At 68.3% G+C, this 26,563-nt stretch carries 22 protein-coding genes; 18 read left to right on the top strand and 4 right to left on the bottom strand.

Features of this window, described 5'->3' with window-relative positions; genetic code table 11:
- Positions 1-57 precede the first annotated feature (57 nt).
- Genes NQV17_RS05410 through NQV17_RS05400 form a run of 3 tightly spaced genes read left to right on the top strand, consistent with a single transcriptional unit; the run spans position 58 to position 3,215 of the window.
- On the top strand, positions 58-1,725 hold the full coding sequence (locus tag NQV17_RS05410; protein ID WP_257769839.1) for an ATP-dependent helicase: 1,668 nt from the start codon (positions 58-60) through the stop codon (positions 1,723-1,725).
- Positions 1,726-1,766: 41 nt separating this feature from the next.
- On the top strand, positions 1,767-2,750 hold the full coding sequence (locus NQV17_RS05405) for a hypothetical protein (RefSeq protein ID WP_257769837.1): 984 nt from the start codon (positions 1,767-1,769) through the stop codon (positions 2,748-2,750).
- Between the two features lie 21 nt (positions 2,751-2,771).
- The gene (locus tag NQV17_RS05400) at positions 2,772-3,215 is read left to right on the top strand and encodes a hypothetical protein (RefSeq protein ID WP_257769835.1); all 444 of its coding nucleotides are present in this window, start codon (positions 2,772-2,774) and stop codon (positions 3,213-3,215) included.
- Between the two features lie 53 nt (positions 3,216-3,268).
- Here the strand turns inward: NQV17_RS05400 and NQV17_RS05395 are convergent, their stop codons facing one another.
- Positions 3,269-4,828 (bottom strand): methyl-accepting chemotaxis protein, encoded by a 1,560-nt coding sequence (locus NQV17_RS05395; protein WP_257769824.1) that lies wholly within the window; start codon positions 4,826-4,828, stop codon positions 3,269-3,271.
- Positions 4,829-5,058: 230 nt separating this feature from the next.
- On the opposite strand from NQV17_RS05395, the gene NQV17_RS05390 reads away from it, so the two are divergent.
- Positions 5,059-6,573: an MDR family MFS transporter gene (locus NQV17_RS05390; protein WP_044843210.1), complete on the top strand. Its 1,515-nt coding sequence runs from the start codon at positions 5,059-5,061 to the stop codon at positions 6,571-6,573.
- 91 nt (positions 6,574-6,664) lie between these two features.
- Here NQV17_RS05390 and NQV17_RS05385 read toward each other — a convergent pair whose 3' ends face one another.
- Complete coding sequence (locus NQV17_RS05385) at positions 6,665-7,663, bottom strand: quinone oxidoreductase (RefSeq protein WP_257769812.1); 999 nt, start codon at positions 7,661-7,663, stop codon at positions 6,665-6,667.
- 125 nt (positions 7,664-7,788) lie between these two features.
- On the opposite strand from NQV17_RS05385, the gene NQV17_RS05380 reads away from it, so the two are divergent.
- The 5 genes from NQV17_RS05380 to NQV17_RS05360 all read left to right on the top strand — a co-directional run bounded on the left by NQV17_RS05380 (position 7,789) and on the right by NQV17_RS05360 (position 11,977).
- On the top strand, positions 7,789-8,694 hold the full coding sequence (locus NQV17_RS05380; RefSeq protein WP_257769809.1) for a LysR family transcriptional regulator: 906 nt from the start codon (positions 7,789-7,791) through the stop codon (positions 8,692-8,694).
- 101 nt (positions 8,695-8,795) lie between these two features.
- Positions 8,796-9,356 carry a GNAT family N-acetyltransferase gene (locus NQV17_RS05375; protein ID WP_044843208.1) on the top strand — a complete coding sequence of 187 codons (561 nt, stop codon included), beginning with the start codon at positions 8,796-8,798 and terminating at the stop codon, positions 9,354-9,356.
- 9 nt (positions 9,357-9,365) lie between these two features.
- Positions 9,366-10,223: a MerR family transcriptional regulator gene (locus NQV17_RS05370; RefSeq protein WP_257769795.1), complete on the top strand. Its 858-nt coding sequence runs from the start codon at positions 9,366-9,368 to the stop codon at positions 10,221-10,223.
- Between the two features lie 123 nt (positions 10,224-10,346).
- A complete protein-coding gene (locus NQV17_RS05365) occupies positions 10,347-11,327 on the top strand; it encodes a sulfonate ABC transporter substrate-binding protein (protein ID WP_257769793.1) in 981 nt (326 codons plus the stop codon).
- Between the two features lie 248 nt (positions 11,328-11,575).
- Positions 11,576-11,977, top strand: coding sequence for a cupin domain-containing protein (locus NQV17_RS05360; protein ID WP_257769791.1), 402 nt, complete (start codon positions 11,576-11,578; stop codon positions 11,975-11,977).
- A gap of 136 nt (positions 11,978-12,113) precedes the next feature.
- On the opposite strand, the gene speB is transcribed toward NQV17_RS05360, so the two are convergent.
- Positions 12,114-13,076: an agmatinase gene (gene speB / locus NQV17_RS05355; RefSeq protein WP_257769789.1), complete on the bottom strand. Its 963-nt coding sequence runs from the start codon at positions 13,074-13,076 to the stop codon at positions 12,114-12,116.
- 432 nt (positions 13,077-13,508) lie between these two features.
- Here speB and NQV17_RS05350 point away from each other — a divergent pair, with 432 nt between their 5' ends.
- From NQV17_RS05350 to NQV17_RS05330, 5 genes are all read left to right on the top strand, one after another.
- Entirely contained in the window at positions 13,509-14,180 is a 672-nt protein-coding gene (locus NQV17_RS05350; protein ID WP_257769777.1) for a lysoplasmalogenase, read from the top strand.
- 247 nt (positions 14,181-14,427) lie between these two features.
- On the top strand, positions 14,428-16,020 hold the full coding sequence (locus tag NQV17_RS05345) for an NAD(P)/FAD-dependent oxidoreductase (protein WP_257769775.1): 1,593 nt from the start codon (positions 14,428-14,430) through the stop codon (positions 16,018-16,020).
- A gap of 21 nt (positions 16,021-16,041) precedes the next feature.
- Complete coding sequence (locus tag NQV17_RS05340; protein WP_257769763.1) at positions 16,042-16,980, top strand: SDR family oxidoreductase; 939 nt, start codon at positions 16,042-16,044, stop codon at positions 16,978-16,980.
- Entirely contained in the window at positions 16,977-17,882 is a 906-nt protein-coding gene (locus NQV17_RS05335) for a metal-dependent hydrolase (RefSeq protein ID WP_257769751.1), read from the top strand. The genes NQV17_RS05340 and NQV17_RS05335 overlap by 4 nt, the downstream gene beginning before the upstream one ends.
- 4 nt (positions 17,883-17,886) lie before the next feature.
- Positions 17,887-18,810: an alpha/beta fold hydrolase gene (locus tag NQV17_RS05330; RefSeq protein WP_257769740.1), complete on the top strand. Its 924-nt coding sequence runs from the start codon at positions 17,887-17,889 to the stop codon at positions 18,808-18,810.
- Here the strand turns inward: NQV17_RS05330 and NQV17_RS05325 are convergent.
- Positions 18,771-19,325, bottom strand: a complete 555-nt coding sequence (locus NQV17_RS05325) for a putative glycolipid-binding domain-containing protein (protein ID WP_124488162.1) — start codon at positions 19,323-19,325, stop codon at positions 18,771-18,773. The genes NQV17_RS05330 and NQV17_RS05325 overlap by 40 nt on opposite strands.
- A gap of 242 nt (positions 19,326-19,567) precedes the next feature.
- Between NQV17_RS05325 and NQV17_RS05320 the strand changes: the two genes are divergently transcribed.
- The 4 genes from NQV17_RS05320 to NQV17_RS05305 all read left to right on the top strand — a co-directional run bounded on the left by NQV17_RS05320 (position 19,568) and on the right by NQV17_RS05305 (position 26,558).
- Positions 19,568-20,461, top strand: coding sequence for an urea transporter (locus tag NQV17_RS05320; protein WP_257769729.1), 894 nt, complete (start codon positions 19,568-19,570; stop codon positions 20,459-20,461).
- On the top strand, positions 20,436-21,212 hold the full coding sequence (locus tag NQV17_RS05315) for a class II aldolase/adducin family protein (protein ID WP_257769727.1): 777 nt from the start codon (positions 20,436-20,438) through the stop codon (positions 21,210-21,212). Before NQV17_RS05320 ends, NQV17_RS05315 begins: the two co-directional genes overlap by 26 nt.
- Positions 21,213-21,261: 49 nt before the next feature.
- A complete protein-coding gene (locus tag NQV17_RS05310) occupies positions 21,262-21,450 on the top strand; it encodes a 4-oxalocrotonate tautomerase (RefSeq protein WP_044843193.1) in 189 nt (62 codons plus the stop codon).
- A 266-nt stretch (positions 21,451-21,716) separates the two neighbouring features.
- Entirely contained in the window at positions 21,717-26,558 is a 4,842-nt protein-coding gene (locus NQV17_RS05305) for an NAD-glutamate dehydrogenase (protein ID WP_257769724.1), read from the top strand.
- The last annotated feature ends 5 nt before the right edge of the window (positions 26,559-26,563 follow it).

Raw genomic sequence — 26,563 nt, 5'->3', positions numbered from 1 at the left:
GGTTCCTCAGTACAATAGCCGGACCCCGTTCACGACCGGCATTCGCCGCCCGACTTCATGGCCCGCCTCATTCCCGACGACTGGAAAAGCCTCGCCGCCACCGGCGCGGCCGAACGCGAGCGCGAGACGCTTGCCGCCCTCGAACATGCGCTGCCGGACAGCTACACCGTCTATCACGGCGTGCACTGGACGCGTGCCGACCAGGGTTTCTCGGTGTTCGGCGAAGCCGCGTTCGTCGTCGTGAGCCCGGCCGGCCGCGTGCTGCTGATCGAGCAGAAGGCCGGCTTCCTGCGCGAAACGCCGAAGGGGCTCGTGAAGGTCTACCTGCAGAAGGAGCGCAACGTCCCGATCCAGCTCGCGCGCACGCAGGAGACGCTGCACCGGCGGCTGACCGCCGCGCTCGGCGCGGGCGTCTATGGCGTCGAGGCGCTGCTGTACTGCCCCGACTACGCGATCCGCGAGACGGCGATCGCCGGCGTCGCGGCCGACCGCATCGTCGACGCGTCGCGCAAGGCGCAGCTCGCGCAGGTGATCCAGCAGATCCTGCCCGAGCACGACGAGCCGTTGCCGAACGCAGCGAAGCTGCATCACTTCCTCGCGGACGAACTGGCGCTCACGCCCGACACGAGCGCGCTCGTCGGGCAGGCCGGAACGCTCGTCACGCGGCTGTCGGGCGGGCTTGCCGAGTGGGCGCGCCAGCTCGAATTCACGCCGTTCCGCTTGCGCGTGACGGGCACCGCGGGTTCGGGCAAGACGCAGCTCGCGGTGCAGGCGATGCGCGACGCGGTCGCGGCCGGCAAGCGCGTGCTCTACGTGTGTTTCAACCGGCCGCTCGCCGACTACATCGCGCGCATCGCGCCGCCCGGCGCGAAGATCGCGAACTACCATCAGCTGTGCGACTGGGTCGCCCGCGACGGCGGCTATACGCCCGACTTCGACACGCCCGGCGCGTTCGAGCGGCTCGAGGCGCGCTTCGCGCAAGCGCCGATTCCGGAACGCTGGCGCTTCGATGTGCTGATCGTCGACGAAGGACAGGACTTCCACGCGCCGTGGGCGGCGGCACTGGAGCGCCTGCTGGCGCCGGACGCCGCATGGTGGTGGCTGGAAGACCCGCTGCAGAACCTCTATCTGCGCGAGCCCGTCGCGCTGCCCGGCTGGGTCACGCTGAAGGCGCTGACGAATTACCGCAGCCCGCGCGACCTGCTCAAATTCGTGCGCGACGTCGTCGGCCGCGTCGAGCCGCTCGCGGCCGAACTGCGCTCGGGCAGCCCGTTCGACGGTTCCGATCCGTCGGTGTCGTCATACGGGGAAGACGGCGCGTCGGGCGACGCACTCGCCGAAGCGTGCATCGACGCGACCAAGCGCGCGATCACGCACGCGCTGTCGCTCGGCTTCCGCAAGCAGGACATCGCGGTGCTGTCGTATCGCGGCCGCGAAAGCTCGGTGCTCGCGCGGCTCGACCAGCTCGGCCCGCACCGGGTCAAGCGCTTCACCGGCAAGTACGACCTGTTCGGCAACCCTGAATATCGCGAAGGCGACGTGCTGCTCGATTCGATCTACCGCTTCAAGGGCCAGTCCGCGCCGTGCGTGATCCTCACCGAGATCGACTTCGACACGCTCGATGCACGTGCGGCCCGCAAGCTGTTCGTCGGCGCGACGCGCGCGACGATGAAGCTGCTGCTCGTCGCGTCGGCGCGCTCGGCAGCGCAGCTTGCGGGGGGATGACGCGGCGGAACGACTCTTCCTGCACGAGGACGCTCTCCGCCATGATGCTCGTTGACAATCGGGCACATTTCGTTCTGCCTGATGCCCTGATCTGCTCGCGTTTCGCCCGGTTCCCGCTACCGCTGCTGATTTATCCGCTCGCTACCTGTCGTTACGATGCCAAGCCGTCTCGCATGGCATTTGAAAGGTGTCGATCCATGGTCGCAGTGAAAATCGCATTGGGTTTCGGCAGGCAAGCTAGATTGAATCCGCTCGTTTCTCCGCGCGTATTGACATCGCAGCAGAAGCGAGATGCGGACGAGTTCCTGCGGGCCTGGCCCACGGCATCAGCCGAAAATGAAACCCACCGAGCGCTTGACCATATACGACGACTCGGTCTGCACGCGTCACATGGCGCGGCCGTCGGCGATGCTGCCACCGTACTTCGCTCGGCAATACAGAATGGACGCGTTTCCGTCGTGATCGAGCGGACGACTACGCGGTCCGGTGAGTCCGGGGGAACTGGCAGACCGGCTATCCGTAAGTCTACGGTGGCTGGGCCGTCGTTCAGTCCGTTCTCGGATCTGGAAAGAGTCACCCCGGTCAGCGTACGGTCGTCATCTCGCAACACGACCATTACCCGCAGTTGGGCCACACCCAGCGACGTAAGCACCGACGAGCTCTGGAATTATCTGCAAAGCGTTGTAGGGGATTTTGAATCTCACGACGCTGACCCGCTGGCGGGTAAAGTCCCGGCCCCGGCGCAACTCGGCGACGCGCAACCGTTCGAGTATCTGGAAGCCGCGCAGCACGCGGAACCCTTCAATATTGCAAAGACGCCGAACGTAGGTGACCCTGGAACCTGGTATACGAATCCCGGCAGCGGACAAATGCGTTTGTACGGCAACGGTGGCCAACCTGCGGTCGACATCGATTTCGACCACGATCACGGTCAAGGTATTCCTCATGCTCATAACTGGGCGCTCGACCCACTTAGCGGGAGATTGCGCCGGGGGCCGGGTGTACCGTTATCTATTCTTCCTTGAACATGAACCGGAATTTCATTCATGGGAAACGTGACTTATCAAAGCATGATCGGGCTCGAGAAAATGCCGTCCTTCCACGATGCCGAACTCGTCACGATCGACCATCGTCCGACCGATCGAGAGTTGCGCCTTCGATTCAGTCGAGTCGGCGGTGACGTCAACACCTTCCGCTTCACCGGCGTCATCTGCCAGCGAGTGCTCGATTTTGCAGAACAGAACGTCGTGTCACGCCTTCTGATTTCCCCTGCCTACCCGTTCTCGGCAGCGGAGGTGTGCCAGTGGTTGAAATGGATCAACAGCAGAGAGGATTTCGAGGCGGCGAATATCGACGAGTCTCTGGCAAATCAGTATCTGGCCGATTTCGGCGCAGGTCGAAAGGCGCTGTTCGTACTCGATCCATCATGCGGCGCAGAGGTCGCGGTCTTGTGCGAGTCGATCGGGTTCAGCGCTCATCCCGCCGTCTGAACATCAGACGGCGTCACGTCGACGGTGAAACATATCGAGGTAACCACCGTTCCTCACGCCACCCGAAACGCCCCCACCGCCCGCCGCAGCCCATCGGCCTGCTCCTCGAGCGACGCCGCCGCAGCCGCCGCCTGCTCGACCAGCGCCGCGTTCTGCTGCGAGACCTGATCCATCTGCGACACCGCGCGGTTCACCTGCTCGATCCCGTCGCGCTGCTCGTTCGACGCGGCCGCGATCTCGGTCATGATGCCCGTCACGCGGCCGATCGCCTGCTGGATGTCCTGCATCGTCGCGCCGGCCACGCCGACCAGCCGCGACCCCGTCGCGACGCGCTCGACCGACTCGCCGATCAGCGTGCGGATCTCCTTCGCGGCCGACGCCGAGCGCTGCGCGAGCGTGCGCACCTCGCCCGCGACCACCGCGAAGCCGCGGCCCTGCTCGCCCGCGCGCGCGGCTTCGACCGCCGCATTCAGCGCGAGGATGTTGGTCTGGAACGCGATGCCCTCGATCGTGCCGATGATGTCGGCCACCTTCTGCGAACTCTGGTCGATCTCGTTCATCGTGCCGATCACCTCGCCGACGACCGTCGCGCCGCGCGTCGCGATCTCGCTCGCGTTGTCCGCGCACGCCTGCGCCTCGACCGCGTGATCGGCGTTCTGCTTCACGGTCGCCGTCAGCTGTTCCATGCTCGCGGCCGTCTCCTGCAGCGCGGACGCCTGCTCCTCGGTACGCTGCGACAGGTCGGTGTTGCCGGCCGCGATCTGGTGCGTCGCGGTCGAGATCGCTTCGGAACCCTGGCTGACCTGGCGCACCGTATCGGCGAGGCTGCGCTGCATGCCCGTCACGCCCTCGACCAGCTCGGCCATCTCGTCGCGCGACGACCAGCGCACTTCCGACGTCAGGTCGCCGTCCGACAGGCGGCGGAAATGCGACAGCAGGCGGTTCACCGGTTGCGTGATCGCGAAATGCAGGCCGACCGCGCAGCCGAGACACGCGGCAAGACCGAACGCGATGCCGGCGATCGCGCCCGCGCGCATCCAGCCGTAATAGGTCTGCGCGGTGTCGTAGACGTCCTTGCCGCGCGCGGCCTGGTACGCGTCGAGCGCGTCGGTCGCCTGCGTGAGCGCGACCGACAGCGGCGGCGCGACCGTCATCAGCAGGCGGTCGGCGTCGTCGCGGCGTCCCGCGCGGATCGCGTCGATCAGCGGCTTCAACGCCTGTCCGATCAACGCCTGGCGCGCGGCGTCGAGCCGGGTCGCGAGCGGGCCTTCGTCGCCGTCGTGCGGCATCGTCGCGTAGGTGCGCCACGCGGTGTCGGCCTTCGCGAGATAGCCCTCGGCCTTGTTGACGATCTCGGGCACTTCCGGCGCCTCCGGATGCAGCATCGCGCGGTCGAGCGTGGTGCGCACGATCGTCAGGTTCAGGCTCGCGGCGGACAGCGCGGTCTTCGCGGCCAGCTCGCGCGTATAGGCTTCGTCGAGCGCGCGGTTCGAGCGCTGCATGCCGGTCAGGCCGATCAGGCCCGACACGACGAGCAGCGCGGCGACGAGCCCGAGCGTGGAAAAAATCCGCGTACGGATCGAGAAACGGGAAAACAGGGCGTTCAGGTTCATGACGGGACGGGAGCGATAAAGGGTGCCGCGGCAATCGGTCCGCTGCACTCTGGATTACGGTTTGCCTGCAAAAAACTTGAGCCCGGCCCGCCGTCGGGCTGATCGCGATCAATTTTTCCCCGTCGGCAATCTCCTGTTACCGATGCAACAAATCGAGGCCCGGCAGAAATTGACCAGGCAACAAATCATCCCTATATTTCGCTCAATTCCCTGCCATGGCAGATATCTCGATGAGAACCGATACCCTCCTTGCCCCGCCGGCCGCCGACGCGGCCCGCCGAGACGCACCGACCGGGCTGATCGTCGCCGCGCTGCTGCTCGTCATGCTGCTGTCCGCGCTCGACCAGACGATCGTGTCGACCGCGCTGCCGACCATCGTCGGCGAGCTCGGCGGCCTCGACCAGTTGTCATGGGTCGTCACCGCGTACCTGCTGTCGTCGACGGTCGTGCTGCCGCTGTACGGCAAGCTCGGCGACCTGTACGGCCGCAAGATCGTGCTGCAGGCCGCGATCGTGCTGTTTCTCGCCGGCTCCGCGCTGTGCGGCATCGCGCAGGACATGACGCAACTGATCGTGCTGCGCGCGCTGCAGGGGCTCGGCGGCGGCGGGCTGATGGTCGTCACGATGGCCGCGATCGGCGACCTCGTGCCGCCCGACCGCCGCGCGCGCTATCAGGGGATGTTCGGCGGCGTGTACGGCCTCGCGACGATCGTCGGGCCGCTGCTCGGCGGCTTCCTGGTCGAACACCTGTCGTGGCGCTGGATCTTCACGATCAACCTGCCGCTCGGCCTGCTCGCGCTCGCGGTGATCGGCATCGCGTTCCGGCCGCATACCGCGCACGTGAAGCACCGGATCGACTACATGGGCGCCGCGTTCCTCGCGACGGCCCTCACCTGCGTGATCCTGTTCACGAGCGAAGGCGGTTCGCTGCTGCCGTGGTCGTCGCCGCAACTATGGATGACGCTGGTGCTCGGCGTGGTCGCGGTCGGCGGCTTCATCTACGAGGAGCGGCTCGCGGCCGAGCCGATCATGCCGCTCGAACTGTTCCGCCAGCGCACCTTCGTGCTGATGAGCCTGATCGGCTTCGTCGTCGGCATCGCGCTGTTCGGGTCGGTCACGTTCATTCCGCTCTATCTGCAGGTCGTGAAAGGCTCGACGCCGTCGCAGGCCGGGATGCAGCTGCTGCCGATGATGGGCGGGATGCTCGCGATGTCGGTCGTCAGCGGCCGGCTGATCTCGCGGCTCGGCACGTATCGGCCGTTTCCGATCGCGGGCACGCTGATCGGCGGTGTCGCGATGGCGCTGCTGTCGACGCTGTCGCTCGACACGCCGCTGCACACGATGTACGCGTACATGGCGCTGCTCGGGATCGGGCTCGGCATGGTGATGCCGGTGCTGACGCTCGCGGTGCAGAACACGGTCGAATTCCGGCACATGGGGGTCGCGACGTCGGGCGCGACGCTGTTCCGCTCGATCGGCGGCTCGCTCGGCGTCGCCGCGTTCGGCGCACTGTTCTCGCACGGGCTGCAGTCGCGGATCGTGCAGGCGCTGCCGGCCGGCACCGAGCTGCCGCCCGCGCTCGGCCCGGCGGCCGTGCACCAGTTGCCGGATGCGGTGCGCGATGCTTACCTGCATGCGTTCGCCGGATCGCTGCATGTGGTGTATCTCGCGGCGGCCGGCGTGATCGCGATCGCGTTCGTGCTTGCGTGGTTCGTCGAGAGCGCGCCGCTGCGCAAGCACCACTGATTTGCGGGCCGGCGGCAGCGCTCGCCGGCCGATCGACGCCACGTGGCGACCGTTCTCCCGATTTGCGATTGCCGTGCCGCCCCGCGCGCCGTCACGGCACCAGCACCACCCCGCCCGTCGTCTGCCGCGACTCCAGCAAGCGATGCGCGTCGGCCGCCTGTTCGAGCGGCAGCCGCGCGCCGATCTCCACGTGCATCCCGTCCGCGAGCCGTTCCAGCGTCGCGCGCGCCGCTTCCCGATACCCCGCCACGTCACGCGCGATGAAACCCAGCACGCTCGGCCGCGCCAGCGCGATCGAGCGGGCCGGCCCGAGTTCGTCGAGATCGATCGTCTGCCGCGCGCCGATCGCGGCGACCTGCCCGATGCTCGCGACCATCCCGAACGGCCGGACCGCGCCGAGCGTACGCGTCAGCACGTCGCCGCCGATTCCGTCGATCGCGTAGTCGACGCCCGCGCCGCCGCCGAACGCGCGGGCCGCCGCGACGAAATCCGCCTCGCGATAATCGACCACCGCTTCCGCCCCGTGCGCGCGCACCAGCGCCGCCTTCGCGGCCGAGCCGACCGTGCCGATCACCCGTGCGCCGAGCGCGCGCGCCCACTGCGTCGCCAGCAAGCCGACGCCGCCGGCCGCCGCATGCACGAGCACGGTCTCGCCGGCACCGACCTGCCGCACGCGGTGCAGCAGCATGTAGACGGTAATGCCTTTCAGCAGCCCGGCCGCGGCCGCTTCGTCGCTCACGCCGTCGGGCACGGGCACCACGCGCTCGGCGGGCAGCGTGCGCAGGCTCGCGTAGCTGCCGGTCGGCAGTCCCGCATAGGCAACGCGCTGGCCCGGGACGAGCGCCGTCACGCCGGGCCCGACCGCCTCGACCACGCCGGCCGCCTCCACGCCGAGCGCGTCCGGCAGTGCCAGCAACGGGTGCGCGCCGGTCCTGAAATAAATGTCGACGAAATTCACGCCGACGGCGGTCTGGCGAATCCGTACCTCACCGGCACCGGGCGGCACGACGGGCGCATCGACACGGCGCAGCACGCCGGCGTCGCCGTAGCGGTCGATCCCGATCCGGGTGGCGGTGGCAGTTTGGGTCATGACGTTCCTCGCAATCGAATGAAGTGACACGATCATCCCATCGTGCATAATCGAACGGAATTCCCGTTACGCGCCCATCTACTGTGCAAAATTCGACCGAACCAACGGCAGTGTCCGCGCCGCCGATGAGCTGGGACGACCTCCGCTATTTCCTCGCGGTGATGCGCGGCGGCAGCCTGTCGGCCGCGGCGCGGACGCTGCAGGTCCAGCATTCGACGGTTGCCCGGCGCATCGACGCGCTGGAGTCCGCGCTCGGCATCCGGCTGTTCGACCGGCTGCCGCGCGGCTGGCCGCCGACCGACGAAGGGCTGCATCTCGCCGAACATGCGGCGCGCGTCGAAACCGACGTCCATGCGTTCGCGCGCGCCGCGCAAGGGGCGGCGGCGCTCGACGGGGTGGTGCGCGTGTCCGCGTCGCCGGTGTTCGCGAGCCACTTCCTCGCGCCGCGGCTCGCCCGCGCGCAGCGCGCGTGGCCCGCGCTGCGGATCGACCTGATGGGCGAAATGCACGCGGCGAACCTGTACGCGCGCGAAGCCGACCTCGCCGTGCGCTTGTCACGACCGAACGAGCCGGGGCTGGCCGCGCGCCGGCTCGGCACGATGCGCTTCGCGCTGTGCGCATCGCCCGACTGGGCCACCGCGCCGCCCGACACCTGGGCATTCCTCGGTTACGACGACGCGCTCGCGCAAATGCCGCAGCAGCAATGGCTCGAGCGCTTCGCGGCCGGGCGCCGCTTCGCGTTCGTCGCCAACGACCTGGCCGCGCTGCATCGTGCGTGCGTGGCCGGTGCGGGAATCGCGTTGCTGCCGCGCTTTCTCGTCGACGTGCCGGCCACGAGCTCGGGCCCGGCCGCGGCCGATCCGTCGTTGTCGGCCCCCGCAACGCTCGTCGAACTGACGTCCGTGCCTCGTTGCGACGTCGAGCGCGAGATCTGGCTCGTCGTCCACCCGGACGTGCGCCGCTCGCCGCGCGTGCAGCGCGTCGCGGAGGCGATCGCCGACGCGGTTCGCGACGCGGACGGCCATCTGTAGGCGGGTCGGGCAGGCCCTGCACGCAGGCGACGCGGCCAATGCCTTTACCGCACCGCCCGACGGCCGGCATAGTAGCGGTTTCATCCGCCTGCTCCGCCACCATGCCCGCCGCTCCCGCCTGCGTCGTCCGCGACGCGACCGATGCCGATCTCGACGCCATTCACGCGATCTATGCGCACCACGTGCGCCACAGCGTCGCGTCGTTCGAGGAGACGCCGCCCGACGTCGACGAACTGCGCACGCGCCGCGACGCGGTGCTGCGCCACGGGCTGCCCTATCTCGTCGCGGAATGCGACGGCCGCATCGCCGGCTACGCGTACGCGACGCCCTATCGCACGCGCAGCGCGTACCGCCACACGATCGAGGATTCGATCTACATCGACGACGCGCAGCGCGGCCGCGGCATCGGCCGCGCGCTGCTCGCGGCACTGATCGCGCGTTGCGAAGCCGGCCCGTGGCGGCAGATGATCGCGGTGATCGCCGACGGCGGCACCGGCGGGTCGACGTCGCTGCACCGCGCGTTCGGTTTCGAGCCGGCCGGCGTGCTGAAGGCGGTCGGTTTCAAGCACGGCCGCTGGATCGACACCGCGCTGATGCAGCGCGCGCTCGGCGACGGCGCACGCACGCTCCCCGCCGCGCCCGAGCCTGTCGCGCCGCGCTAGAATGGCCGCATGTCAAAACAGACTCCAACCATGCCAGACGAGGCCGCGCCGGATTCCCGCAACGAGTACACGGTCGACGAACTCGCACGCGTGTCCGATACGACCGTGCGCAACGTGCGCGCGTACCAGGATCGCGGGCTGCTCGCGCCGCCCGAGAAGCGCGGGCGCGTCGGCATCTACGACGACACGCACGTCGCGCGCCTGAAGCTGATCAACCACCTGCTCGCGCGCGGCTACACGCTGTCGAACATCCAGGACCTGATCATGGCGATCGACGAGGGTCACGACCTGCGCTCGATCCTCGGCCTGGAAAACGCGATCGGCGGCCGCTGGTCGCACGAACTGCCGAAAACCTATTCGCTCGCGCAACTCGCGCAGATGTTCGGCCCGCAGACGGCGTCGCAACTGTCGCGGGTGACCGAACTCGGCCTGCTCGAACGGCGCGGCCTGTCGTTCGTCGCGAAAAGCCCCGCGCTGCTCGAGGCGGCAGCCGCGATGACGAAGGAAGGCATCCCGCCGCGCGAGCTGCTCGACGTGATCAGCCTCGCGCGGCCGCACTTCGATGCGATCGCGCGGCTGCTCGTCGATCTCGTCGTGAAGCGGCTCGACCGCTATGACGAAGGCACGCTGCCGCCCGTCACCGACGTGCCCGCGCTCGTCGATGCGATCTGGCGCCTGCGCCCGCTCGCGGCCGTGTTCGTCGAGGGCGAGACGAACCGCGCGCTCGAGAACGCCGCCAGTGCGTATCTGGGCGGCCGTGTCGCGACGATCCTCGACCGGAAACTCAGCGACGAAGCAGCACGCCAGGCCGGCACGGCCGATACGTCCGATACGTCCGGCCCGCAACGCGACGGCGACAAAGCATAGGACCGCCGCCGTCATATTCATATCGGCATTGCTTGGTTTGCGGGCCCGATCGCCCGTGCGACGATTCTTCCAACCGAGCGGCACGCGCCGCTCCCCGAAGACGTTTCGCATGGAGTCCGTTCGATGATTCGTTTCACCCGCTGGATCACCCGCACCGCCGCGACGGCGCTCGTCGCCGTCGCCGCCACATCGGCCTTCGCGCAAGGCAGCGCCGACAAGGTCGTGCGCATCGGCTACCAGAAGGCCGGCCTGCTGTCGGTCGTCAAGACGCAGGGCTCGCTCGAGACGCGGCTCAAGCCGCTCGGCTACACCGTCCAGTGGTTCGAATTCCCGGCGGGCCCGCAACTGCTCGAGGCGCTGAACGCGAACAGCATCGACTTCGGTTATACGGGCGCGCCGCCGCCGGTGTTCGCGCAGGCGGCCGGCGTGCGCTTCGTGTACGTCGCCGCGGAGCCGCCGTCGCCGCACAACGAAGCCGTGTTCGTGAAGGCCGATTCGCCGGTCCGCTCGCTCGCCGATCTGCGCGGCAAGACGGTCGCGCTGCAGAAGGGTTCGAGCGCGAACTATCTGTTGCTCGAAGCGCTGAAGAAAGCGGGTGTGCGCTACGACGAGATCCGCCCCGTGTACCTTCCGCCCGCGGATGCGCGTGCCGCGTTCGAGAGCGGCAACGTCGATGCGTGGGCCGTGTGGGATCCGTATTACGCGGCCGCGCAGAATTCGCTGAAGATCCGCACGCTGTCCGACTACACGGGCCTCACGCCCGCGAACAACTTCTACGAGGCAACGCGTGGCTTCGCGGAGCAACACGCCGACGTGGTCGGCACGATCCTGAAGCAATTGCGCGAGACGGGCCTGTGGGTCAACGGGCATCCGGCCGAGACGGCCGCGCTGATCGCGCCGAAGGTCGGCCTGCCGCAGCCGCTCGTGGAAACGTGGATCAAGCGTGTGCCGTTCGGCGCGGTGCCGGTCGACGAGAAGATCGTCGCGGTTCAGCAGGGGGTGGCCGATGCGTTCTATGCGGCGAAGCTGATTCCGCAGAAGCTGAACGTGGCCGATAACGCGTGGACCGACAAGGGCGTGGCAAGCGCGCTCGCGGCGAAGTAACGCACGGTTCGCACTCTTTCGAACAGGCCGACGGGTACCCTGCCCGTCGGCTTTTTTTTGGAATTTTCGGGCGGAACGTCGGGCGCGCTGGCGGCGTTCGGCCATCTGCCCGCACTTTCGCACCGCCATTCAACCGTCGTTTCTGCTCGGACAATTACGTCGACGTCCCGGGTGCGTGCCGCTACCGATTGCTTTCCGGATCAGTTCGGTATTTCATTTCCCACTGACCCATTCCTTCGGAGGGGGGCATGGAACATTTTCTTCCCGACGCGCCGCAGCGTTTCGTCATCAGCCATTACGCGGAGGACGACTTCAAGACTGGCGGCCTGCGCGGCTACTCCACTTACCGGGACTTGGGCGTTGCGGCGGCAACCAGCGGCTTTGTCAGCGCGCACGTGATCCGCATGGTTGCGCCGTTCCGTCCGGAATTGAGCGTGCGACATCACCACGACGTGCAGTTTCAGCTGGTTTACTGCCTGAAGGGCTGGTTTCAGACCGACTTTGAAGGCATTGGACCGCAGCGGCTGGTGGCCGGTTCGTGCTGGATTCAGCCACCGGGCATCCGCCATACCGTAATAGGCTGGTCGGATGATTGCGAACTGCTCGAAATCCTGATCCCGGCAGAGCCCGAAACGGTCAACGATCCCTGAGCGGCAAGCGGTGTTGCCGGGCTGCATGGGGCTTTATGCGTCGGGTTGAACATCCTCTTTTCGGCTTGACGTTGGGGCGTTGAAGGTCGGCAATGGGCCGGGAAGCTATGGCCGTGCCCACCAGCCCCACCCCACTTCAACGCCCCGCCACCTTCTTCTGCCGCCACAGACACAGCAAATCACACGCAACATGCGCAGCAGCGATCGCGGTAATGTCCGCGTGATCGTACGCAGGCGCAACCTCGACGACATCCGCGCCGACCAGATTCACCGCCCCGAGCGCACGCACGATCGCGAGCGCCTGCGCGGACGACAACCCGCCCGCGACCGGCGTCCCCGTGCCGGGCGCGAACGCCGGATCGAGACAGTCGATATCGAACGTCAGGTACGCGGGCCGCGCGCCGACGATGTCGACGATCCGCTCCACCGCCGCGCGCGGACCATGTTCATGCACCCACGCGGCATCGAGCCGCTCGATCCCGAGGAAATCGTCGTTCCATGTACGGATACCGACCTGCACCGACGTCGCCGGATCGATCAGCCCTTCCTTCACCGCCTTGTAGAACATCGTGCCGTGATTGAGGCTGTCGGGCTCGTCGTCGGCCCACGTATCGCAGTGCGCATCGAAGTGGATCAGCGACAACGGCTTGCCGTAGCGCTCCGCGTGCGCGACCAGCAGCGGATACGTGATGTAGTGATCGCCGCCGAGCGTCAGCATCTTCGCGCCCGAGCGCAGGATCGTGCGCGCATGCTCGACGATCGCCGGCTTGATCGACAGCGGGTTGTGCGCATCGAACCAGCAATCGCCGTAATCGACGGCCGCGAGATCCTCGAACGGATCGAAGCCCCACGGATACGGCTTGAGCTCCGCGAGCTGCACGCTCGCCGCGCGGATCGCGGCCGGCCCGAGCCGCGCGCCCGAGCGATAGGTCGTCGCGAGGTCGAGCGGCACGCCGGAAATCGCGACGTCGACGCCGTCGAGCGCGCGCGAATAGTTGCGGCGCATGAACGACAGCACGCCCGCATAGGTGTTTTCGATCGAGGAGCCGTATGGCGTCGTGCGACGGATCGCGCCGTCGCCGTGGAGCAGTTCGGTCATGTCGAACCTGTTGGTCGGGAGGACCGGCCCCGGCCACTGCATCGGGCGCGCTGGCGGGACTCGGCACGGATTCATTGAAAGCGCGGCGGCATGCCCTCGCCGGGCGCGGCCGTCGCGCCGGCCTGCGAACCCTGTAGCGCGGCCGGGCGGGACAACGTCGATACGCGGCGATGATAGCAAGCCGAAACCGCCGTGTTGCCCCGGTTCGACCGGGGCAAACGCATCGAAACGATCGGCGCGGCGGCAGGCGCACCGGCACCGCATGGCCCGATCCCGTGCCGCCGCACCGTCGCACCACCGCCCCCGTCGCCATGCCGCGCCTAGAAGGATTCGCCGGTTTTCGCCCGCGCTTTCTTCCGGATAATGGCCGCAGCCGCGCCCCCGACGGCGCGCCGTCCACCGCAGACGACGACAACCCCGGAGACACCCGCCTTGATCGCCACGCTTCCCGCCACCTATCGCCGGCTCTGGCCGCTCGCCATCGCCGCCGCGCTGCTGTACGGGCTGTCGCTCGCCGCCGCGCCCTATCCCGGCCAGGCCGCCGCGAAAGCCGCGATGGGCATCCTGCTGCTCGCGGCCGGCAGCACCTGCGCGGCACCGCGCGAACGCGCGTGGCTGTGCGCGGCGCTCGTCACGGCCGTGCTCGGCGACGTGCTGCTCGCGCTGCCCGAGTGGCCGCTGTCGTTCGTCCTAGGCCTCGGCGCGTTCCTGCTCACGCACCTGTGCTACTGCGCGATCTTCGTGCGCTGGCGCGCGCGGCCGCACGGCTGGCGCTTCCTCGCACTGATCGGGCTGTGGATCGCCGCGCCGGCGTTCTATGCGGCGTTCCTTCCGCATCTGGGCGAACTGCTCGTACCCGTCGCCGTCTACATGCTCGTGCTGTGCGCGATGGCGAGCTTCGCGCTCGCGGCCCGCACGCGCGGCCCGCTGGTCGCCGTCGGCAGCCTGATCTTCGTCGGATCGGACACGCTGATCGGCGTCGGACGCTTCCTCGGCGGCTTCCCCGGCATCGACTACCTGATCTGGGGCCTCTACGCGCTCGCGCAGATCACGATCGTCGCCGGGGTTTTCCATGAGACGGCCGCCCGCCCGATCCGTCCCTGATAGTGTTTCAAACAGGCCGCCGCGTGTCGGCGGCCTTCGTCTCCCGCCTCTCCAGCCCTGCCGACGGCCGTTTCCGCACATTCCGCAATGCGGAAACCAGACCGTTCCAAACCCCGCTCAGCCTTTTCCCGCGCGGCTTCCGGCCCTTAGAGCGCCGCTTCTAGGCTCTTGCGGTTTCCGGGTTCACCCACTATCGTTACATCAACCAATGTAACATTAAAAAATGAGCCAAATCGGAGACACCCGGATGAATGCTCGCACGTTGCCTTTCGGCCCGCCCGGCCACGACGGCCCGGACGAAACCACCGACATCGCCATCATCGGCACCGGCTTCGCCGGTCTCGGGATGGCCATTCGCCTGCGGCAGACCGGCGTGACCGACTTCGTCGTGCTCGAGAAGGCCGCGTCGGTCGGCGGCACGTGGCGCGACAATCATTACCCCGGGTGTGCGTGCGACGTGCAATCGCACGTCTATTCGTTCTCGTTCGCGCCGAACCCGCGCTGGACGCGCATGTTCGCGCCGCAGCCGGAGATCCGCGCGTACCTGGAAGACTGCGTGCAGCGCTTCGGCGTCGGCCCGCACCTGCGCCTGAACCATGAGCTGCAGCGTGCCGAATACGACGAGGCCGCGCGACGCTGGCGCCTCACGTTCGCGAACGGCAAGCGACTGTCGGCGCGCGTGCTGGTATCGGGGATGGGCGGGCTGTCGCGCGCCGCGCTGCCTGCGATTCCCGGCGTCGAGACCTTCAAGGGCCGTGCGTTCCATTCGCAGCAGTGGGATCACGACTACCCACTCGAAGGCAAGCGCGTCGCGGTAATCGGCACCGGCGCGAGCGCGATCCAGTTCGTGCCGCAGATCGCGCCGCGCGTGAAGACACTCGCGCTGTTCCAGCGCACGCCGCCGTGGATCATGCCGAAGCCCGACCGCAACCTGACCGGCTTCGAGAAGTGGCTGTTCCGCACGCTGCCGTTCACGCAGAAGGCGGTGCGCAGCGGCATCTACTGGATGCTCGAATCGCGCGTGCTCGGCTTCGCGATCCATCCGTCGCTGATGAAGAACGTGCAGAAGCTCGCGCTGCGCCATATCCGCAAGCAGGTTCCCGATCCGGAACTGCGCCGTGCGGTCACGCCGGACTACACGCTCGGCTGCAAGCGCGTGCTGATCTCGAACGACTACTACCCGGCGCTGTCGCGCAAGAACGTCGACGTGATCACGACCGGCATCGAGCGCATCGAAGCCGACGCGGTCGTGACGACCGACGGCAAGCGTCATGAAGTCGACTGCCTGATCTACGGCACGGGCTTCCAGGTCGCCGATCCGTATCCGCGCGGCGCGATCATCGGCCGCGGCGGCCTCGACATCGTCGATGCGTGGCGCGACGGCGCGCACGCGTATCTCGGCACGACGCTGCCGGGCTACCCGAACTTCTTCATGATCGTCGGCCCGAACACCGGCCTCGGCCACAACTCGATGGTGTTCATGATCGAGTCGCAGATCGAATACATCCTCGGCGCGCTGAACGCGATGCAGCGCGAACGCGCGGATGCGATCGAGGTGCGCCCGCTCGTCGAGGCGCAGTTCAACAGCGACCTGCAGGGCCGGCTCAAAAAGGCGATCTGGTCGACGGGCGGCTGCAAGAGCTGGTACCTCGACCCGCGCACCGGCAAGAACACGACGCTGTGGCCGGGCTTCACCTGGCGCTTCCGCCAGGCGACCGCGCACTTCTCGATCGCCGATTACCACGCGTATCGCGCGCCGCACCACGACACGAGCGCGCGGCCCGTCGCCGCGCCCGCCGCGTCCGCCGCTTCCGCTTCCACGTCCGCCGAAGCGGCCTGAGCCAGACAAGGAGCCAACGACATGAGAGATTTCGCCAACAAGGTCGCCGCGATCACGGGCGCAGGCTCGGGCATGGGCCGCTCGCTCGCGATCCAGCTCGCGCAGGCCGGCTGCCACGTGTCGCTCGCCGACAAGAATGGCGTCGGCCTCGCCGAAACCGAGCGGATCGTCCGCGCGATCGCGCCGAACGTGCGCGTGTCGACGCGCGTGCTCGACGTCGGCGACCGCGACGCGATGTTCGCGTGGGCGGACGACACCGCGCAGGAACACGGCAAGGTCAACCTGATCTTCAACAACGCGGGCGTCGCGCTGTCGAGCACGATCGAAGGGATGGAATACGGCGATCTCGAGTGGATCGTGAACATCAACTTCTGGGGCGTCGTGCATGGCACGAAGGCGTTCCTGCCGCACCTGAAGGCGAGCGGCGACGGTCACGTGATCAACACGTCGAGCATCTTCGGGATCTTCGCGCAGCCGGGCATGAGCGGCTACAACGCGACCAAGTTCGCGGTGCGCGGCTTCACCGAATCGCTGCGCCAGGAACTCGACATGATGAAGTGCGGCGTGTCGGCCACCTGCGTGCATCCGGGCGGCATCCGCACCAACATCGCGCAGTCGAGCCGCGTCGCGAAGAACATGGTCGGCTTCATCGTCGAGAGCGAGCAGCAAGGCAAGGACAGCTTCGAGAAGTTCTTCATCACGACCGCCGACGACGCCGCGCGCACGATCCTCGCCGGCGTGCGCCGCAACAAGCGGCGTGTGCTGATCGGCCGCGACGCGAAGGCCGCGGACTGGATGGCGCGCATCCTGCCGGCCGCGTACCAGGCGCTCGTCGTGCTCACGACGCGCCGCGAGGCCGCGAAGGCTCGCCGCGCGGCCGCCCGCTACGGCACGCCGGCCGCCACGCCGCTTCACGCCACCTACAATAACGCAGGCAATCAGGGAGGAGAACAATCATGAAGACCCCGAACATGATGCCGGTGCGGCGCGACATCCGTTTCGCGCTGCCGCCCGAACGCGCGAAGGACTGGCACGTCCAGGGCGTGCCGGTCACGCACTTCATGAACGCGCTGTCGCTCCTGTTCCCGGCCGGCGAGCGCTTCTTCATGGATTCGGTGCGCCACTACCGCGACCGCATCGAGGATCCGGAGCTGAAGAAGCAGGTGCTCGGCTTCATCGGCCAGGAAGCGATGCACACGCGCGAGCACATCGAGTACAACGACCTGCTGCAGTCGTCCGGCCTGCCCGCGCACAAGCTCGACAAGCGGCTGTGGACGATCCTCGGCTTCTTCAAGAAGACGCTGCCGCATTCGATGCAGCTCGCGATCACGATCGCGCTCGAGCACTACACGGCGATCCTCGCGAACCAGCTGCTGTCGGGCCACGAGCACCGGATCGACGGGTCGGTCGAAGGCTATCAGCAGATGTGGATGTGGCACGCGATGGAGGAAACCGAGCACAAGGCGGTGTCGTACGACGTATGGAACGCCGTGATGAAGCCGGGCCTCGGCAGCTACCTGCTGCGCACGGGCACGATGCTGACGACGACGGTATTGTTCTGGACGATCGTGTTCGACTTCCACGTGCGCCTGATGCGCGCGCACCGTCGCGAACACGGCAGGTTCGGCGGCATGTGGCGGCTCGTGAAGTATCTGTACAGCCCGCGGACCGGCGTGTTCCCGAGCATCGCGCGCGAATGGCTCGACTACTTCCGTCCGGGCTTCCATCCGTGGGACCACGACAACCATCAGTACCTGCAGGGGCTCGACACGCTGCTCGCGAACATCGACGCGACCAATGCACGCCACGCGGCGCAGGCCGCCCCGCGACGCGTGCCGCTGCATCCGGTTCCGCAGGCATGACGTCATGGCGCGCACGCACGAGATGCTGACCGTCCGCTCCGGCGACGTCAAACTCGCCGTCCATGTCAGCGGCCCGCGCCGCGCGCCGCCGCTGATCCTCGTGCACGGCTATCCCGATTCGTCGGCCGTGTGGGCGCCGGTCCGTGCGCGGCTCGCGAAGCGCTACCGCGTGATCGCGTACGACGTGCGCGGCGCCGGCGCATCCGATGCGCCGCGCCGCCGCGCGGACTACACGCTGGCGCGGCTCGCCGACGACCTGAAGGCCGTCGCCGACGCGACCTGCGGCGCGCGGCCGTTCCATCTGGTCGGTCACGACTGGGGGTCGATCCAGTGCTGGGAGGCCGTGACCGACCCTGCGTTGCGCGGCCGGATCGCGTCGTACACGTCGATCTCCGGCCCGTGCCTCGACCACGTGTTCCGCGCGAAGATGCGGCTCAGGCAGAGCCTGAAATCGTGGTACATCGCGTTCTTCCACCTGCCGGTCGTGCCGTCGCTGGTGTGGCGCCTCGGCGGCGCCGCACTGTGGCCGCGCTGGCTGCAGTTGACCGAACGCGTGCGGGCCGAGCGCGATCCCGCGCAATTGAAGAACGCGCTGAACGGGTTGCAGCTCTACCGCGCGAATTTCCTCGCGCGGGCGAGAAAGCCGCGCGAGCGGTATGCGCAGGCGCCGGTGCAGATCCTCGTGCCGGTGCGCGACCGCTACGTGACACCCGAAATGTCGGTCGATCTCGAGCGCTGGCTCGGCGAGCACGTGCGCGAGGAAATCGACGGCGGGCACTGGGTCGTGGTACGCAATCCCGACCTGATCGCAGCGCGGATCGACCGGTTTGCCTCGGCGCATGAACAACCGGCGGTCGCGGCAGCACCCGCGGCACCGCGGGCGGCGGTTCAGCGCAACGGTGGCAGGCGCTTGAACAGCGTTTCGTAGTCGATCACGAGCCCGTCGGCGTCGACGTCCATCTCGGCCGTGAAATTCCGGAAGATGCCTTCGTAGCGGTAGCGCCGGCCCGGCTCGATGCACGCGTAAGCCTGCTTGACCGGCGTCACCTTCAGGTCCGGCGTCGAGATGTATGCGACGTCGATCGGTCGCCGCTCGCCGCGTGCGAGCCCGAGGCGGCCGATCGGCAGCGCGTTCGTGAACGGCGTCGCCGCGATGTCGATGTCGACGCAGCCATCCAGTTCCGGCAGCGCGCTGCCTGAACCGTCGCGCCAGTGCCCGGCCCCGTCGCCGTGCAGTTCCAGCGTGCCGCCGCCCATCACCTTGAGCACCGCATACCTGACCCGCCATTGCGGATCGCACTCGACCCGGTACGCAAGCCCGTATGCGCGGCCGTACCGCTGGCCGACCACGGCACTTTCGACGACGATGCCGGCGTCCCCCCGGTCGAACGTCAGGTGTTCGATTCCGTCGCCCTCGAGCGACGCCCAGCGCAGTTCACGCATCGTTCCTCCTCGAAAACGCCGACGCGTCAGCATACGCACGAAAAATCCGGCTGCGGCCAAAATTTCGTTTCCCGGCCCGGCAATCCCGCGAAAGCGCCATTGTCCCGGGCAGACAAGACGCCGAAACACGCACCCCGCCCCAACTCAGGGCATGCGCCACAAATCCTGACTATCCAGAATTCCCTATTCCGGTGCACGGCATTGTGTCCTATGCTCGCGGCTCGTCCTGCTCCACCGCCGCCATGCCTACCGCCCGCCCCATCTCGCCGTCGATCGACCTGCGCATCCTGCTGCGCGGCATCGGGCAGATCGTGCTGCAGGCGCATGCCGTCACCGGCGCGCTGCTGCTCGCCGCGCTGGCGCTGACCGACCTGCGGCTCGCGTCCGCGGCGCTGGTCGGCTCGGCCGCCGCCAGCATGACGGCGGTGCTGACGGGTGCCGAGCGCCGCGACGTCGAACAGGGACTGCACGGCTTCAACGGCGCGCTCGCCGCGCTGATCGCCGTGCTGTTCGCGCCCGCTTCGCCCGCCGCCGTCGCGCTGGTACCGCTGGTCGCGATCGGCGCGGCGCTCGTGCAGCGCGCGATGCGTGTGCCGCTCGCCCGCTGGCGCCAGTGCCCGTATTCGAGCCCGTGCCTCGCCGTCACCGCGCTGTGGCTGCCGTTTGTCGCGCCGCAGCATGCGGGCGACGCGACAGCCGGTGCGCCGCTGACGCTTCCTTCCATCGCCGACGCGCTGCTGTCGGGCGTCGCGCAAACCACCTTTGCGCAAGGCCCGTGGGCCGGCGCGCTGGTCGTCGCCGGCCTCGCCGTCGCGTCGCGCCGCGCGGCCGCGTTCGCGCTCGGCGGCACGATCGTGTCGACCGTGCTGCTGATCGCGGCCGGCGCGAACGGCGCGTCGTTCGCCGACGGCCTGCTCGGCTTCAACGGCGCGCTCGCCGCACTCGCGCTGATGCCGCGCGGGCCGCGCGCGGCGTTCGCGGCCGCCGCGCTCGCCGCGCTGATCCAGTGGCTCGCGACGCGCGCGGGCCTCCCCGCGTTCACGGCCCCGTTTGCGATCGCTGCATGGATCACGGTGATCGTCGCGCGCCGCTTCACCCTCGGAGAACCCGATGTCGTCATTCGCACACCGTCCTGACACCGTGAAGCCCGGCGGCCCGATCTCGGACGCCGAGCGCCGATTGCGCGTCGATCTCGCCGCCGCCTATCGCCTCATCGCGCTGAACGGCTGGGACGACCTGATCTACACGCATCTTTCCGCGACCGTGCCCGGCGAACCCGGGCATTTCCTGATCAACCCGTTCGGCCTCGCGTTCGACGAGGTTCGCGCATCGAATCTCGTGAAGATCGACCTGGCCGGCAACCGGATCGGCGAGAGCGAATACGCAGTCAACGTAACCGGCTTTGCACTGCACGCGGCCGTGCATGCCGCGCGGCCGGACGCCGTCTGCGTGATGCACCTGCACAATACGGCCGGCATCGCCGTCTCGATCCAGCGCGACGGGCTGCTGCCCGCGTCGCAGCACGCGCTGCGGTTTCACGGCGACCTCGCGTACCACGACTACGAGGCGCTCGCGTTCTCGCCGGCCGAAGGCACGCGGCTGACCGCCAGCCTCGGCGCGAAATCCGCGATGCTGCTGCGCAACCATGGCACGCTGACGGTCGGCCGGACCGTCGCCGAGGCATATGTGCTGATGGATACGCTGATCAAGGCCTGCGACATCCAGGTGCGCGCGCAGGCAGGCGGCGGGCCGCTCGTGCTGCCCGAGCCGGCCGTCGCCGAGCGCACCGCCGCGCAGTTGCGCGACGGCGGCGCGATCGAGGGCGAACTGGAATGGCCGGCGCTGCTGCGCCGCCTCGACCGGATCGATCCGTCGTATCGCGACTGACGCCGCTCGCGTCCCGACTTCCCTACCCCAACCATCGGAGCATCCAGTCATGCCGACTTTCAATATCCAGTTGTTCGAAGGCCGCACGGTCGAGCAGAAACGCGCATTCGTCGAAGCGATCACGCGCGTCACATGCGAGACGCTCGGCTGCGACCCGGGCTCGGTCGACATCATCCTCGCCGACGTGAAGAAAGAGAACTGGGCGACGGGCGGCAAGCTGTGGAGCGACGAACGCTGACACCGCTGCGTTCAGCGGTGGCGGAACCTGCCTGGCGACAGGCGTTCGAGTTGCGGTGACATCCGGACGAATGCGCCGCACGATGCGGCTCGACGTGAAGCCGCCGGCCTCGCCTGACTCGCCCGCGCGACGCCAGCTACCGGCGTTTCACGCGGCCTTCGTTCCCTGCGCCGCGTTGTGCGCCCGCACATCGCGTTGTCACGCAATCGGCGCATATAATGCGGCACTGACGCAGCAGCCAATGGCCACCCGACCAGGAGACCGCCATGGAAGCGAAGAACGAAGAAGTCGTCGCACACCTGCTCTCCGATGTCGTCGAATTCGCGCGCGGACGCCTGCCCGAAGCCACGTTCCGGATCGTCGAACCGTTCCTGCGTCATTACTACGATTTCGTCGACGCCGATGATCTGCAGAATCGCGGCATCGCTGACCTCTACGGCGCCGCGATGGCGCACTGGCAGACCGCCCAGAAATTCGTGCCCGGCAGCGAGCGGCTGCGCGTGTACAACCCGATCCTCGAACAGCACGGCTGGCACTCCGACCACACGGTGATCGAGATCGTCAACGACGACATGCCGTTCCTCGTCGATTCGGTGACGATGGCCGTCAACCGCCTCGGGCTCGCGCTGCACTCGGCGCTGCACCCGGTGTTCCGCATCTGGCGCGGCGGCGACGGCGCGATCGAGCGCGTCGACGCCGGCGGCGCGACGGCCGGCGACGGCCAGTCGCAGCTCGCGTCGTTCATCCACTTCGAAGTCGACCGCTGCGGCGACGCCGCGCTGCTCAACACGCTGCGCAACGACATCGCGCGCGTGCTCGGCGACGTGCGCGCATCGGTCGAGGACTGGCCGAAGATCGTCGACATCGCGCGCGCGACGATCAAGGACATGAAGGCCCGCGAATCCACCGCGGAAGACATCGAGGCGCGCGCGTTCCTCGAATGGATGGTCGCCGACCACTTCACCTTCCTCGGCCAGCGCGACTACGCGCTCGTGTCGGACGGCACGGGTTTCGGCCTGCGCGGCGTCGAAGGCTCCGGCTGCGGCCTGCTGCGCGAATCGCTGCGCGCGCCCGGCGCGCCGGACGTGACGCCGCTGCCGCCGGCCGCCGCGGAGATCATCACCGGCCCCTGGCCGATCTTCCTGACGAAAGCGAACTCGCGCGCGACCGTGCACCGGCCCGGCTATCTCGACTACGTCGGCGTGAAACTGGTCGGCGCCGACGGCAAGGTGACCGGCGAACGCCGCTTCATCGGACTCTACACGTCGACGTCCTATTTCGGTTCGTACACCGAGATACCGATCGTGCGCCGCAAATGCGCGAACATCGTGCGGCGCGCGGGCTTCCTGCCGAAGGGGCATCTCGGCAAGTCGCTGGTGACGGTGCTCGAAACCTATCCGCGCGACGAACTGTTCCAGGCCGACGAAGACCAGCTCTACGACATCGCGCTCGGCATCCTGCGCCTGCAGGAACACCAGCGCACGCGCCTGTTCGTCCGGCGCGACCGCTTCGACCGCTTCGTGTCGTGCCTCGCGTTCGTGCCGCGCGACAAGTACAACACCGACCTGCGCCGCCGCATCGCGAAGCTGCTCGTCGATGCGTACAACGGCGTGAACGTCGAGTTCACGCCGCTGCTGTCGGAATCGGCGATCGCGCGGATTCATTTCGTCGTCCATGCGGAACCGGGCACGATGCCCGACGTCGACACGCGCGAGCTCGAAACGCGGCTCGTGCAGGTGGCACGCCGCTGGCAGGACGATCTCGCCGACGCGCTGCTCGACGCGTTCGGCGAAGAACAAGGCAACCGCCTGCTGCAGCACTATGCGGACTCGTTCCCGGCCGGCTATCGCGACGACTATCCGGCGCGCACGGCCGTGCGCGACATCGAGCTGATCGAGCGCGTGAAGGCGTCGGGCCAGCTGGCGATGAACCTGTACCGCCCGATCGAGGCCGACGCGCGCGCGTTCCGCTTCAAGGTGTATCGCGCGGGCGACCCGATCGCGCTGTCGCGCAGCCTGCCGATGCTCGAGCATCTCGGCGTGCGCGTCGACGAGGAGCGGCCGTACCGGATCCAGACGCAGGATGCCGCGCCCGCCTGGGTGCACGACTTCGGCCTCGAACTCGCCGACGATACCGAGTTCGACATCGAGCGCGTGAAAGGCCTGTTCGAGGATGCGTTCGACCGGATCTGGAGCGGCCGGATCGAGAACGACGACTTCAACCGCCTCGTGCTGCGCGCGCACCTGAGCGCGCGCGAAGTCACGATCCTGCGCGCGTATGCGAAATACCTGCGGCAGGTCGGCTCGACGTTCAGCGACGCCTATATCGAACGCGCGCTGACCGGCAACCCGGCGATCGCACGGCAGCTCGTCGAGCTGTTCCTGGTGCGCTTCGACCCGGCCACGGGCGGCACGCGCGACGTGCAGGCCGAACGCCTGCTGAAGGCGATCGAGACGGCGCTCGACCAGGTGCCGAACCTCGACGAGGACCGGATCCTGCGCCAGTTTCTCGGCGTGATCAACGCGACCGAGCGCACCAACTATTTCCTGCACGACGCGAACGGCGAATCGAAGCCGTACCTGTCGTTCAAGTTCAATCCGGCGAAGGTGCCCGGCCTGCCCGAGCCGAAGCCGATGTTCGAGATCTGGGTGTACTCGCCGCGCGTCGAGGGCGTGCACCTGCGCGGCGGGCGCGTCGCGCGCGGCGGGCTGCGCTGGTCCGACCGTCGCGAGGATTTCCGCACCGAGGTGCTCGGGCTGATGAAGGCGCAGATGGTGAAGAACGTCGTGATCGTGCCGGTCGGATCGAAAGGCGGGTTCGTCGTGAAGAACCCGCCGCCGCCGAGCGATCGCGAAGCGTGGATGCGCGAAGGCATCGCGTGCTACCAGACCTTCCTGCGCGGCCTGCTCGACCTGACCGACAATCTCGCCGGCAACGTGATCGTGCCGCCGCCCGACGTGGTGCGCCACGACCCCGACGATCCGTATCTCGTCGTCGCGGCCGACAAGGGCACGGCCACCTTCTCCGACTACGCGAACGCGATCTCGCACGAATACGGTTTCTGGCTCGACGACGCGTTCGCGTCCGGCGGCTCGGTCGGCTACGACCACAAGAAGATGGCGATCACCGCGCGCGGCGCGTGGGAATCGGTGAAGCGGCACTTCCGCGAGATGGGCATCGATACGCAGACGACCGACTTCACGGTGGTCGGCGTCGGCGACATGTCGGGCGACGTGTTCGGCAACGGGATGCTGCTGTCGCCGCATATCCGGCTCGTCGCGGCGTTCGATCATCGCCACGTGTTCCTCGACCCGAACCCCGACCCGGCGACGAGCTTCGCGGAGCGCCAGCGGATGTTCGCGCTCGAACGCTCGAGCTGGGCCGACTACGACACGTCGGTGATCTCGGCGGGCGGCGGCGTCTACCCGCGCACCGCGAAGACGATCCCGCTGTCGCCGGCCGTGCAGGCCGCGCTCGGCATCGACGCGCAGGCGCTGCCGCCGACCGAGCTGATCCGCGCGATCCTGCAGGCACCGGTCGACCTGCTGTACAACGGCGGCATCGGCACCTACGTGAAGGCCGCGCGCGAAACCCACCAGCAGGTCGGCGATCGCGCGAACGACGCGGTACGCGTGAACGGCGCGGACCTGCGCTGCAAGGTCGTCGGCGAAGGCGGCAACCTCGGCTGCACGCAGTTCGGCCGCATCGAGTTCGCGCAGCGCGGCGGGCGCATCAACACCGACGCGATCGACAACTCGGCCGGCGTCGATTGTTCGGATCACGAAGTCAACATCAAGATCCTGCTCGGGCTCGTCGTCGGCGACGGCGAGATGACCGAGAAGCAGCGCAATGCCCTGCTCGCGGAAATGACCGACGAAGTCGGGCTGCTCGTGCTGCGCGACAACTACTACCAGACGCAGGCGCTGTCGATCGCGGGCCGCTACGGCGTCGAGCTGCTCGACGCCGAGGCGCGCCTGATGCGCTGGCTCGAACGCGCGGGCCGCCTGAACCGCGTGATCGAATTCCTGCCGACCGACGACGAGATCGCCGAACGGCAGGCCGCGAAACAGGGCCTCACGTCGCCGGAGCGCGCGGTGCTGCTCGCGTACAGCAAGATGTGGCTGTACGACGCGCTGCTCGAATCCGACGTGCCCGAGGATCCGCTCGTCGCCGCGATGCTCGTCGACTATTTCCCGAAGCCGCTGCAACAGCGCTTCAGCGAACCGATGCAGCGCCACCCGCTGCGCCGCGAGATTCTCGCGACGCACCTGACCAACGCGCTCGTCAACCGGGTCGGCTGCGCGTTCGTGCACCGGCTGATGGAGGAAACCGACGCGAAGCCGGGCGACATCGTACGCGCCTGCATCATGGCGCGCGACGTGTTCGATCTCGATGCGGTGTGGCGCGACATCGACGCGCTCGACAACCGCGTCGCCGACGACGTGCAGGCGCGCATGTTCGTCGACGTCGCGCGGCTGCTGGAGCGCGCGGCGCTGTGGTTCCTGCGGCAGCTGCAGTCGGGCACGGTGGCCGACGGCGGTGTCGCCGGCCTGATCGCGCGGTGCCGCGACGCGGTGCAGCGCATCGCGCCGCAATTGCCGTCGTTGCTGCCAACCGCCGATCTGGAGGCGCTGTCCGAGCGGCAGCGCGCGCTGGTCGAAGCCGGCGTCGAGAGCGCGCTCGCGGTACGCGTCGCGAGCGGCGACATCTCGGCCGCGCTGCTCGACATCGCCGAAGTGGCCGCGACCTGCGATCGCAGCCTCGAGCTGGTCGCGGGCGTCTACTTCTCGCTCGGCACGCTGTTGAACTACGGGTGGATCGGCGAACGCGCGGCCTCGCTGCCGACCCCGACGCACTGGGACATGCTGGCGCGCGCGGCCGCGCTCGCGGAAGTCGCGCGGCTCAAGCGCACGCTCGCCACCAGCGCGCTCGCGGAGTCGGCCGACTCGACGGCGCCCGAGACGATCGTCCACGCGTGGCGCGAACGCCGCGAAGCGGCGCTGCAACGCTACGAGCACCTGCTCGCCGACCTGCGCGCATCGGGCGGCGCAAGCCTCGCGGTGCTGCTCGTGATCGTGCGCGAGATGGCCGTGCTCGAACGCGCGTGATGGAA

The organism is Burkholderia sp. SCN-KJ (genome assembly GCF_024656005.1).
GTDB lineage: Bacteria > Pseudomonadota > Gammaproteobacteria > Burkholderiales > Burkholderiaceae > Burkholderia.
Note: the sequence above shows the minus strand (reverse complement) of the source record. Positions and strands in the feature narration are given on the sequence as shown.